Source organism: Philodulcilactobacillus myokonensis (assembly GCF_027923585.1).
GTDB classification, from domain to species: Bacteria; Bacillota; Bacilli; order Lactobacillales; family Lactobacillaceae; genus Philodulcilactobacillus; species Philodulcilactobacillus myokonensis.
Window position 1 is genome coordinate 626,852 of the sequence record NZ_BRPL01000002.1, and the last position, 11,431, is coordinate 638,282.

The 11,431-nt window shown below is 33.8% G+C and carries 12 protein-coding genes; all 12 read left to right on the forward strand.

Annotation, left to right across the window (positions count from 1 at the left end):
* Positions 1 to 13 precede the first annotated feature (13 nt).
* The 12 genes from mutL (at position 14) to WR164_RS03350 (ending at position 11,419) form a co-directional block, all read left to right on the forward strand.
* Entirely contained in the window at positions 14 to 1,984 is a 1,971-nt protein-coding gene (mutL, locus tag WR164_RS03295) for a DNA mismatch repair endonuclease MutL (protein ID WP_286136137.1), read from the forward strand.
* Between the two features lie 51 nt (positions 1,985 to 2,035).
* Positions 2,036 to 2,650, forward strand: a complete 615-nt coding sequence (ruvA, locus tag WR164_RS03300) for a Holliday junction branch migration protein RuvA (protein WP_286136138.1) — start codon at positions 2,036 to 2,038, stop codon at positions 2,648 to 2,650.
* Positions 2,651 to 2,671: 21 nt separating this feature from the next.
* Positions 2,672 to 3,685 carry a Holliday junction branch migration DNA helicase RuvB gene (ruvB, locus tag WR164_RS03305; RefSeq protein ID WP_286136139.1) on the forward strand — a complete coding sequence of 338 codons (1,014 nt, stop codon included), beginning with the start codon at positions 2,672 to 2,674 and terminating at the stop codon, positions 3,683 to 3,685.
* A gap of 73 nt (positions 3,686 to 3,758) precedes the next feature.
* Positions 3,759 to 4,130 carry a preprotein translocase subunit YajC gene (yajC, locus tag WR164_RS03310; protein ID WP_286136140.1) on the forward strand — a complete coding sequence of 124 codons (372 nt, stop codon included), beginning with the start codon at positions 3,759 to 3,761 and terminating at the stop codon, positions 4,128 to 4,130.
* A gap of 110 nt (positions 4,131 to 4,240) precedes the next feature.
* The gene (locus tag WR164_RS03315; RefSeq protein WP_286136141.1) at positions 4,241 to 5,197 is read left to right on the forward strand and encodes a DHH family phosphoesterase; all 957 of its coding nucleotides are present in this window, start codon (positions 4,241 to 4,243) and stop codon (positions 5,195 to 5,197) included.
* The gene (locus WR164_RS03320) at positions 5,197 to 6,549 is read left to right on the forward strand and encodes a DEAD/DEAH box helicase (RefSeq protein ID WP_286136142.1); all 1,353 of its coding nucleotides are present in this window, start codon (positions 5,197 to 5,199) and stop codon (positions 6,547 to 6,549) included. Before WR164_RS03315 ends, WR164_RS03320 begins: the two co-directional genes overlap by 1 nt.
* A 272-nt stretch (positions 6,550 to 6,821) precedes the next feature.
* Positions 6,822 to 9,467 carry an alanine--tRNA ligase gene (alaS, locus tag WR164_RS03325; protein ID WP_286136143.1) on the forward strand — a complete coding sequence of 882 codons (2,646 nt, stop codon included), beginning with the start codon at positions 6,822 to 6,824 and terminating at the stop codon, positions 9,465 to 9,467.
* Between the two features lie 75 nt (positions 9,468 to 9,542).
* The gene (locus WR164_RS03330; RefSeq protein WP_286136144.1) at positions 9,543 to 9,827 is read left to right on the forward strand and encodes an IreB family regulatory phosphoprotein; all 285 of its coding nucleotides are present in this window, start codon (positions 9,543 to 9,545) and stop codon (positions 9,825 to 9,827) included.
* Positions 9,824 to 10,261, forward strand: a complete 438-nt coding sequence (gene ruvX, locus WR164_RS03335) for a Holliday junction resolvase RuvX (protein WP_286136145.1) — start codon at positions 9,824 to 9,826, stop codon at positions 10,259 to 10,261. Before WR164_RS03330 ends, ruvX begins: the two co-directional genes overlap by 4 nt.
* A 10-nt stretch (positions 10,262 to 10,271) precedes the next feature.
* The gene (locus WR164_RS03340; protein WP_309297710.1) at positions 10,272 to 10,571 is read left to right on the forward strand and encodes a DUF1292 domain-containing protein; all 300 of its coding nucleotides are present in this window, start codon (positions 10,272 to 10,274) and stop codon (positions 10,569 to 10,571) included.
* Between the two features lie 113 nt (positions 10,572 to 10,684).
* A complete protein-coding gene (locus WR164_RS03345) occupies positions 10,685 to 10,918 on the forward strand; it encodes a cell division protein ZapA (RefSeq protein ID WP_286136146.1) in 234 nt (77 codons plus the stop codon).
* Positions 10,919 to 10,936: 18 nt separating this feature from the next.
* A complete protein-coding gene (locus WR164_RS03350) occupies positions 10,937 to 11,419 on the forward strand; it encodes a CvpA family protein (protein WP_286136147.1) in 483 nt (160 codons plus the stop codon).
* Positions 11,420 to 11,431: the final 12 nt, after the last annotated feature.

The following is an 11,431-nucleotide window of genomic DNA, read 5'->3' on the forward strand; positions in this document are numbered from 1 at the left end:
ACGAGGTGATTATATGCCTAAAATTCACGCATTATCCTCTGTTTTGGCTGACCAAATTGCAGCTGGTGAAGTTGTTGAACGGCCAGCATCGGTTGTAAAAGAATTAGTTGAAAATTCAATTGATGCTAAAAGTAGTGAAATTGATATTACAATTCAGGAATCTGGTTTGCAAAGCATCCAAGTAATTGATAATGGGATTGGAATTGAACATGATGATGTAAAAAATGCTTTTAAGCGGCACGCAACCAGTAAAATAACTGATCGTGAAGATTTGTTTCAAGTTCGATCCCTTGGCTTTCGTGGAGAAGCATTGCCAAGTATTGCCTCCGTTGCTGATGTCGATATTAAAACTTCGACTGGCGGTGAGGGTACTAATCTTCATATTAAAGGCGGGAAATTAACTGATGAGGAACCATCGGAAGCAAGGCGCGGAACGGATATTACCGTTAAGGACCTATTTTTCAATACCCCTGCTAGATTAAAATATATGAAATCACCTTCGACCGAATTATCTAAAATTACTGACATTGTTTATCGATTAGCAATTGGCCATCCTAAAATATCATTTTCATTAATCCATAATCGAAGGGAACTTTTGAGAACTTCTGGCCGTGGTGATGTCCAGCAAGTAATTGGAGCAATTTATGGAATTCAATGTGTTCGCAAAATGATTCCCTTTAAGGGTCAAAATGATGATTTTAAAATTAGTGGTTACGTTAGTTTACCTGAGTTAACAAGAGCTAGTCGAAATTATATTTCGGTGATTTTAAACGGCCGTGCAATTAATAATCAGGCAATTTCACAAGCTATTCTTCATGGATATGGCTCTAAACTAATGGTTGGCAGGTATCCAATCGCTGTGATTAATATTCATGCTGATCCACTTCTAATCGATGCCAATGTCCACCCAACTAAGCAAGATGTTCGAATTAGTAAAGAGACCGAGTTGAGTAATTTAATTTCTGATAATATTTATCAGGTATTATCTAAACAGAATTTGATTCCAGACGCGTTGCACAGAAATCATGCAGTGAAACCACGATATAATAATATTAGCCAATTAAATATGAATTTAAACCAAGTTTCTGATCATTATTCTAGAAAAACGTCTTCATCTGATTACCATAATGATTCAAGCAGTGTCCAACTGAATTCGGATCAAGCAATTGCTAATGATACTAATTTGAAGCAAAGTCCCATTTCTGAGAATTATCATTTACCTAAAACAGTTATTATTCATTCGAAATCTGACTTAAAACAACCTGATTTAAATCGATTTCAAAGTTATTTTCAAAATGAACATGATGTTTTACCATTTGATAATGAAAAAAGTAATCAACAAAATGAATTAAATCATAATCATGCAAATCAAAGTGGACGCTTTCCTGATTTGAATTATGTTGGTCAAATTAGAAACACCTATTTAATTGCTGAAGGATCAGATGGAATGTACATCTTGGATCAACATGCTGCTCAGGAAAGGGTAAATTACGAATATTATCGTCAACAAATTGGTCAGGTTTCAAATGATGAACAAAAACTACTGGTTCCCATTATTTTAGATTATTCTGCTGCTGATACATTTAAAATTAATGATCGAATGGAAATCTTGAATAGCGTTGGAATTAATTTAGAGCCATTTGGCAAAAATAGTTTTATTGTTAGACAACACCCGACTTGGTTTGCTTCCGGTCAAGAAGAAGACACCATTAAAGAAATGATTGATTGGGTTTTAACGCGTGGTAAAATTTCGGTTGCCGATTTTAGAGCTAAAACGGCGATTATGATGAGTTGTAAACGGGCAATTAAAGCCCACCAACATTTAGATTCGAGGCAAGCACGTTCTTTGATTCAGCATTTAAAAACTTGTGAAGATCCGTTTAATTGTCCCCATGGGCGCCCAGTTTTAGTTCATTTCACTACCAATGATTTACAGCGGATGTTTAAACGCATTCAAGATCCGCATCATTCCAATTCCTATTAAAAGAATGCATGATATAATGAATTTTTAGCTAAAAGAAATGGGATGACAAATGTGTTTGAATATTTAAAGGGTTACATCGTTAAAATCAAATCAACTTATGTCGTTTTAGACGTTAATGGGGTTGGCTATTTAATCTACGTTGCCGACCCTTATTATTATCAAAATGATGATAAACTGACTAAAATTTATGTTCATCAAGTAGTTACTGATTCTTTTCAGTTACTTTATGGATTTAAAAATGAAAGTGAAAAGGCAATTTTTGAAAAATTAATTGACGTTTCAGGAATCGGTCCAAAAAGTGCTTTGGCAATTTTAACTGGGAATCGAAATAATGATCTTTTAAATGCAATTAAGACTGAAAATGTTAGTTACTTAAAGAAATTTCCTGGTGTTGGTAATAAGACTGCCAAGCAAATCATATTAGATCTGCAGGGTAAAATTAATGATTTAATGCCTAATCAAAATTTAGGTAGTGATTTTAATCAATCCAATGAAATTCATGAGGATAATCAAGCCTTAGCAGATGCGATTGCCGCACTGAAATCGTTAGGATATAATCAACATAATATTAATCAAATTCAAACTAAATTGGAAAAGGTACCAGGTCTGAATACTAATCAATATCTAAGTCGAGGCCTTAATCTTTTAAACCCGAACCGTTTTTAGTCGATAGAAAGGTTGAATTGAATGGCAGATAAAAAAGATAAGCGCTTAGTTTCAGGGACTAAAGATGATGAAGATAAAACAGAACAAAGTTTGCGCCCCCAACGATTGAGCCAATATATTGGGCAAGCACAGTTAAAACATAAACTTTCAGTGTATATTAAAGCCGCTAAACAGCGTCAAGAATCGCTTGATCATGTGTTGCTTTATGGACCACCAGGTTTAGGTAAAACAACGCTTGCAATGGTAATTGGTAATGAAATGGGCGTTAGTATCAAGACAACTAGTGGACCTGCAATCGAAAAAACGGGTGATTTAGTTGCCCTTTTAAATGAATTACAGCCCGGCGATATTTTGTTCATTGATGAAATTCACCGGCTTCCAAAAGCAGTTGAAGAAATGTTATATTCTGCAATGGAAGATTTTTATGTCGATATTGTAGTTGGGCAGGGTCCAACTGCTCATCCAATTCATTTTCCATTACCACCGTTTACATTAATTGGTGCAACCACGAGAGCTGGATTATTAGCACCGCCATTAAGAGAACGGTTTGGCATTGTTGAACATATGAAATATTATGATACTGATGACTTAGAACAGATTATTAAACGTTCTTCTAAAATTTTTAAAATTAAAATTAAGGCAAACGGTGCGCATGAAATTGCAAGACGTTCAAGAGGGACGCCTCGAATTGCTAACCGTCTTTTGAAACGAATCCGTGATTTTGCCCAAGTTTCAGGACAAAAAGCAATTGAATCTGATATTGTTGATCGAGCACTTCATTTATTAGGAATTGATGATGCTGGATTGGATAGCGTTGATTTGAAAATCTTAAATACAATGATCAAATTTTATAGTGGCGGACCGGTTGGATTAAATACGTTGGCTGCTAACATTGGGGAAGAAACTGACACAATTGCTGAAATGTATGAACCATATCTTTTACAAATTGGTTTTATTAAAAGGACGGCTCGCGGTCGTGTTGTTACTAAGGCTGGGTATGATCATCTGAAAATTCCCTATAATAAAATCAGTTAATTATCCTTAAAACTAGACGTTTGGTTATAATTTTGATAAAATTATATGTATAGAATGTTTGAGGTGAAAATTAATGCAAAGTGGCATTGGAAGTTTTGTTTTAATTATTATCTTTATCGCTGTAATGTGGTTCTTAATGATTAGGCCACAAAAGAAACAACAACAAAAGCACAGAGATATGGTTAATAAGTTACAAAAGGGTGATCATGTAGTTACAATTGGTCGATTACATGGTGTTATCCAAAATATTGATAAAGAAGAAAAGACAGTTACTCTAGATTGTGACGGTATTTACTTGGTTTTTGATATCAATGCAATTGCAAATGTTAAACAACAATCAACAAGTGCTGTCAAGCCATCAAATGATAATCATAAGAATGATCAAACAAATGATGATTCAAAGTCTGATGGAAAAGAAAGTAAAGATCAACAACATAATAAATAATATGTTTATAAAAGAACCTGGGTTTGTCTCAGGTTCTTTTTTATAATAAAATAAAACATGTCAGTTTAATAATCGAAATTAAAATGAATTAAATGATTGAAGGAATTAAAATGAACGTGCAACAACAAATTATTAAAGCAATTAAGAAATATAATCCAATTATTATCCATCGTCATAAAAGACCAGATCCGGATGCGTATGGTTCACAAATGGGGTTAGCTAGTATTATTAAAACATCTTTTCCAAATAAAGAAGTTTATTGTGTTGGAAAGCAATATCCTGGATTTGATTGGCTGGGAAGAACTGATCAAATTGATGATGATAAGTATAAAAACGCACTAGTTATTACCGTTGATACTGCTAATCAACCGCGAGTTGACGATCAAAGATACAAGGATGGTCAAATGTTGATTAAAATTGATCATCATCCAAATGATGATCCTTATGGTGATCTAAAATGGGTTGTTCCGGAAGCTTCTAGTGCTTCAGAAATGATTTATGATCTGTACCATATGTCGGCTGACTTAAAAATTAATGATGAAGCAGGTCGCTTATTATATGCCGGTATCGTTGGTGATACCGGCCGATTTAAATATCCATCGACTTCTGCGCATACATTTGAAGTTGCCGCCCAGCTAGCAAAACTTAATTTTTCCACTAGTGACGTTAATCAAATTGAAAGTGAGATTGATAAACCATTAGCAAGATTGTCCGCATATGTTTATCAGAATGTTACTTTTTTAGACAGTGGCGCAGCTTATATTGTTTTAGATAACGATACTTTAAATCAATTTAAACTGGGAGATGATGGAACTTCTGCCGTCGTTCCGCTTCCTGGATTGATTAAATCAGTTAAAGCCTGGGCAATTTTTGTTCAACAGAAGGATCAAACTTATCGAATCCGTTTACGTTCCAAAGGACCATCAATTAATGAACTTGCCAAAAATTTTGGTGGTGGCGGCCATGCTTTAGCTAGTGGCGCAACTGTTAAAGATCAGGATGGAATTAAACAGGTCATCAAGCAATTAGATCAAATCGCAAATAATTATAAAGGGGAAATTGTATAATGAATAATTTTAATCAATTTCATTTAAAGCCTTATTTAATGAAGGCACTTAATGGAATTCATTTTAAAACACCAACTCCCATTCAAACCCGTTTAATCCCATTGATTGAACATGGCAAGGATGTGATTGGTCAATCAGCAACCGGTAGTGGTAAAACCCATGCATTTCTATTACCAATTTTTAATCAAGTTAATCCGGATCAACATGAAGTTCAGGCTGTGATTACTTCACCAAGTCGAGAATTGGCCTACCAAACCTATCACAGTGCTAAACAATTGGCAAAGTACAGCTCAAAGCCAATTAAAGTTGTTAATTATGTTGGTGGAACCGATAAAAATCGTCAATTGAAGAAATTAGAAAATCAACAGCCGCAAATTGTGATTGGAACACCCGGAAGATTAGTTGATTTAATTCAAACCCAAAAGTTGGATCTTCATACTGCAACACAACTAGTAATTGATGAAGCAGATATGACAATGGATTTAGGATTCTTACCACAAGTTGATAAAATTGCTGCTCATTTTGGGGACGAAATTCAAATGATGGTATTTTCAGCCACTATTCCCCAAAAATTACAACCATTTTTAAGAAAATATATGGATCATCCTGAATATGAAAAAGTGGGAGAACAACGTGTCATTAACTCTAATATTGATAACTGGTTAATCTCCACTAAGGGTAAAGATAAGAATAGTTTAATTTATAATTTAATTACAATTGGTGAACCATACCTGGTTTTAATTTTTGCTAACACTAGAAAACGTGTTATCGAATTAACTAACTATTTAAAAGAACAGGGGCTAAAAGTTGCATCGATTGAAGGTGGTATGAAACCACGTGAACGAAAACGGATCATGAAAGAAATCAAGCATCTTAAATTTCAGTATGTCGTTGCTACTGATTTAGCTGCTCGTGGAATCGATATTGATGGTGTATCACAGGTTATTAATGATGATATTCCAGAAGATTTAGAATACTTTGTTCACCGTGTTGGTAGAACTGGTCGAAATGGCCTTCATGGAACCGCAATGACCCTTTATACACCTGATGAGAATAAGGAAGTCGATGAATTAGAAAAAATGGGAATTTCATTTAAACCGAAGGAATTAAGGAATGGTGAAATTGTAGATACCCATAGCCGTCATAGAAGACAACAACACAGAAAGGGTCATGGAAAATTAGATCCAACTATGATTGGCATGATTAAGAAAAAGAAGCGTCATGTGAAACCAGGTTATAAGCACAAGATTAAGATTGAACTTCATAAAGATGATGAAATGAAACGTAAAATTTATAACCGAAATGCAATTAGACATCAGAGAAAAATTCGCAGGGAAAATAATAATTATTAATATTACGAATTAAATATGTTATTATAATAATGTGATTAAAAGAAAACGAGTTAAATTCATAGGAATATATTTTAATTGATATTAATTTTAGAGACGTTTTGTTTGGTGAAAAAAACGATTAGTCAATTGAAATGCTATCTTATAGTTGAATTTACGCATCCCAGCGTTATTGGGATTAAGAGGTATACGATCAAACATCGTTGCAAGTAAAGTGGCACCGCGTTATGGACGTCTTTACTAGCAACGATGTTTTTTATTTTGGAGGTTATAGAATGAAGAATTTAAGTAGCGGTCAAGTTAGAAGCATGTTCTTAAATTTCTTTAAGCAACATGGACATACAATCGAACCCAGTGCATCGTTAATTCCACAACATGATCCATCATTATTGTGGATTAATTCTGGTGTTGCAACGATGAAAAAATATTTTGATGGTAGTGTCGTTCCAAGTAATCGCCGTTTAACAAGTTCACAGAAGAGTATTCGAACGAACGATATTGAAAATGTTGGTAAAACTGCTAGGCATCAAACGCTTTTTGAAATGCTAGGTAATTTTTCTGTTGGTGATTATTTTAAAAAGGAAGCAATTAGCTGGGCATTTGAATTATTAACTTCGCCCAAATGGTTTGGCTGGGATAAAAATAATTTATACATGACGGTTTACCCCAAAGATAAGGATGCTATCCACTATTGGGAAAAAGCTGGGGTCGCTCCAGATCATATCGTTAAAATTGAAGATAATTTCTGGGATGTTGGTCAAGGACCATCTGGACCCGATTCAGAAATTTTTTATGATCGTGGTAAAAAATTTACCAAATTAGCTGATGACGATCCTGAAAATTATCCTGGTGGTGAAAATGGCCGATATTTAGAAGTTTGGAACATTGTCTTTTCACAGTTTAATCATAAACCAGATGGTACCTATGAACCATTGCCAAGAAAGAATATTGATACTGGGATGGGACTTGAAAGGGTCGTTTCTATTTTCCAAAATGCACCGACTAATTTTGAAACCGATCTTTTCTTACCAATTATTCATAAAACGGAAGAATTAAGTGATCATCAAAAGTATGATGAAAAGGATACTAAGAAAGACGTTGCCTTTAAGATCATTGCTGATCATGCGAGAGCAATTACATTTGCAATTGGGGATGGCGCCTTACCTTCTAACGTTGGTAGGGGATATGTTATCAGGAGGCTAATTCGTCGTGCTACCGTTGCTGGTCACGAATTAGGAATTGATGATGCATTTTTATATAAACTTGTCCCAGTTGTAGGCCACATTATGGAATCATATTATCCCGATGTTTTAGAACAAAGCGATTACATTTCTAAAGTCATTCACTCAGAAGAAAAGCGGTTTAATGAAACATTGAATGACGGGTTAAAGTTATTTAATCACTTAATTAAACAACTGAAGGCTTCTAATAAAACTGAAATGAGCGGTAAAGATGCCTTTAAATTATATGATACTTATGGTTTTCCATTTGAATTAACTAGTGAGTATGTGCACGATGAGAATTTATCAGTTGATGAACATGGCTTTAATAATGAGATGCAAAAACAAAGAGACCGTGCCAGAAAAGCTCGTGGTAATGACATGGCAATGGGTATTCAACGTGATTTATTGGTTGATTTAAAAGTACCAAGTAAATATGTTGGATATCATCAGTTAACAGTTAATGATACTGAACTGGAAACGATTATTGTTAACGATAAATTTGTTGATCATGTAGATGCTGGTAAAAAAGCAGAGTTAATTTTTAAGGAAACCCCATTTTACGCTGAAATGGGCGGACAAGTCGCTGATACTGGAGTAATTAAACAAGGAGATCAAGTTGTTGCTAAAGTAGGTGACGTCCAACATGCTCCAAATAAACAGAATTTACATTCGGTTAAAGTGTTGAAACCAATGAAAAAAGGAACTAAATATACTTTGGTTGTTGACCAAATTAGGCACAGTAAAATTGAAATGAATCATACTGCAACCCATTTGTTAGATCAATCCTTGAGAAATGTATTAGGTAGCCATACTCAACAAGCTGGATCATTAGTCGCACCACATTACCTTCGTTTTGATTTTAATCATTTTGGTCAAGTTACAGATCATGATCTAGCCAAGGTTGAATCAATGGTCAATCAACAAATTTTTAAAGAAATTCCTGTTAAAACCGTCATTACTGATCCAAAATCCGGAAAAGAAATGGGCGCCGTTGCCATCTTTTCAAATAAGTATGGTAAAAAAGTGAGGGTCGTTCAAATTGGTGACTTTTCAATTGAATTTTGTGGTGGAACCCATGTTAAAAATACCGATGCCCTAGGAATGTTCAAGATTATTTCTGAATCAGGTGTTGGTGCCGGTGTTAGAAGAATTGAAGCCGTTACTTCATCCGATGCATTTGACTATTTAAATCGGGAAGAGCAAATTTTAAAACAAACTGCCAGTCAATTGAAAGTTTCTAAGGTTGAAAATGTTTTGAGCCGTGTTGATCAATTGCAGAACCAGGTAAAAACTTTAGAACAAAAACAGGCTTCACTTGAATCTAAGGTTGCTGAGCGTCAGGCATCCGATGTATTTAAAAACACTAGTAATATTAATGGCGTTAAATTAATTACTGGAATCATCAAAAATTCTAAGATGACTCAATTAAGACAATTAGCTGATACCTGGCGTAGTAAGAAATTATCTGATGTTTTAGTATTAGGGACTTCCTCCGATGGTAAAGCTAATTTAATTGCTGCAGTAAGTGATGACCAGGTTAAATCTGGATTAAAGGCCGGTGATATTATTAAAACTGCTGCTAAGGAAATCAATGGTGGTGGCGGTGGCCGTCCTAATTTGGCTCAAGCTGGCGGTAAAAAACCGGCTGGTTTAGATAAGGCCATGAAAGCTGTTAAAGATTACATCTCAAAAAAATAATAGTTGAAATTTATCGTTGATTGTTTTAAAGTTAGTTTAATGTAATGCTACTTTATTTGAGATGGAGGCGTTTTTATGAGTAATTTAGATCAAACAATGTTTTTTAATTTTAATAGTAAACCTCCAAAAGATGTTCATGATACTTTATTAATTGTCTATCATGCCTTAGAGAAAAAAGGATATAATCCTTATAATCAAATTGTGGGCTATCTTATATCTGGAGATCCAGCCTATATTCCACGGTTTAATGACGCCAGAAATTTAATTCGCCGCCATGAACGTGATGAGATTATTGAAGAACTTGTTCGATTTTATCTAGATCATAATCAAGATGATAAAAAGAAAGAAGATCATAAATGAGATTAATGGGATTGGATGTCGGTTCCAAAACTGTTGGAGTTGCCGTCAGTGATTTGTTAGGGTGGACTTCACAGGGAGTTGAAATTGTTCAAATTGATGAAGATCAAAAGCAATTCGGTTTGGATGAAATGAAACGATTAGTGAATAAATATAAACCAACTGGTTTTGTAGTTGGTTTTCCTAAAAATATGAATAATACTTGTGGTCCGCGTGTGGACGCATCGAAGCATTATGGTGACTTATTAATTCAGCATTTTCATTTACCTGTTGATTACCAAGATGAACGTTTAACAACGGTAGAAGCGGATCGAATGTTAATTGAAAAAGCTGATACATCCCGTTACCATAGAAAAAAAGTAATTGATAAAGTAGCCGCAGAATTTATTTTGCAAACCTATTTAGATCGTAAAGGTAAGTTAACAAAACAAAAGTGAGGTTTTAATTATGAGAATGAATTCAGATGCACAATCTGATAAGATTACAATGATTGATAAGAATGGTAACGAGCGATTATTTGATATAATATTAACTTTTAAATCTGAAGACTACCACCGTTCATATATTTTAGTAGCACCAAGTGATCAAGTTGGAACTGATGAATTGCATGTTCAGGCATATGCAATGGAAGACGGATCCGATCCTACTAATCCACAGAATGGTAAATTACTCGAGATCCATGATGATAAAGAATGGGATATGGTTGAATCTGTTTTAAATACATTTTCTAATCACGCGCCTAAATAGTAATTTTAAATTAAATGGTAATGAACCTCTATTCACATTGAATAGGGGTTTTCTTATCGTTATCGTTTTTAATTCTTTCGTGATAAAATATTTTTTGATTGGAGGTTTTTTAAATGCCAAAGCAACGTTTTAAGGTAACAATCGATGGTCATGATTATAATTTGGTTGGCAATAGCTCAAGTGAACATATTAAAACGGTTACTGAATTGCTTAACCAACAAATTAAACAAATTAAACAAATTTCACCTAAATTAGATGATCAAACCATATCTGTTTTGTTAGCATTCAATGCCATTTCAGATCAATTAAAATTACAAGCAAAACTTGATCGTTCTAATCAGTATTAAAATGAGGTGAATACACAAATGATTCTATCGCTTTTTATTATTTTAATTTTAATTTTTAGTTTTTTTACTGGATATCAAAGTGGATTTATTTTAGAATTATTTCATTTAATTAGTTATGTTTTTGCCTGGATAATATCTCTGATTTTGATTAATCCAATTGATTGGTTAATTGATGATTGGTTTTTAAGGGGAACTAGTTCTAAACTATTTATTCATGGATTGATTTTTTTCTTGATTTTTTTAATAATTCATTACTTTATTATTAAAATGGGAATGTTCTTTAACGTCTTATCGCACTTTCCAGTCATTCACAAACTTAATCAAATTGGTGGTGGGATAATTAGCTTTTTAATTTGCTACTTTATTATTTTTTTAGTTTTAACAATTGGATTGCAAACGAATATTACCACATTTCAAAATCAATATTATAATTCTAGTATTGCTGAATTGATAGTTAATCAAACGCCAATGATCTCACATCATGTCTTTAATAATCTATAGGGAGGAATGTGA

Bases quoted from the DNA above. Each gene is read 5' to 3' on its own strand.
- mutL (WP_286136137.1), top strand. From the start codon at position 14: ATGCCTAAAATTCACGCATTATCCTCTGTTTTGGCTGACCAAATTGCA.
- yajC (WP_286136140.1), top strand. From the start codon at position 3,759: ATGCAAAGTGGCATTGGAAGTTTTGTTTTAATTATTATCTTTATCGCT.
- WR164_RS03350 (WP_286136147.1), top strand. From the start codon at position 10,937: ATGATTCTATCGCTTTTTATTATTTTAATTTTAATTTTTAGTTTTTTT.
- WR164_RS03320 (WP_286136142.1), top strand. From the start codon at position 5,197: ATGAATAATTTTAATCAATTTCATTTAAAGCCTTATTTAATGAAGGCA.
- WR164_RS03340 (WP_309297710.1), top strand. From the start codon at position 10,272: ATGAGAATGAATTCAGATGCACAATCTGATAAGATTACAATGATTGAT.
- WR164_RS03345 (WP_286136146.1), top strand. From the start codon at position 10,685: ATGCCAAAGCAACGTTTTAAGGTAACAATCGATGGTCATGATTATAAT.
- alaS (WP_286136143.1), top strand. From the start codon at position 6,822: ATGAAGAATTTAAGTAGCGGTCAAGTTAGAAGCATGTTCTTAAATTTC.
- WR164_RS03330 (WP_286136144.1), top strand. From the start codon at position 9,543: ATGAGTAATTTAGATCAAACAATGTTTTTTAATTTTAATAGTAAACCT.
- ruvB (WP_286136139.1), top strand. From the start codon at position 2,672: ATGGCAGATAAAAAAGATAAGCGCTTAGTTTCAGGGACTAAAGATGAT.
- ruvX (WP_286136145.1), top strand. From the start codon at position 9,824: ATGAGATTAATGGGATTGGATGTCGGTTCCAAAACTGTTGGAGTTGCC.
- WR164_RS03315 (WP_286136141.1), top strand. From the start codon at position 4,241: ATGAACGTGCAACAACAAATTATTAAAGCAATTAAGAAATATAATCCA.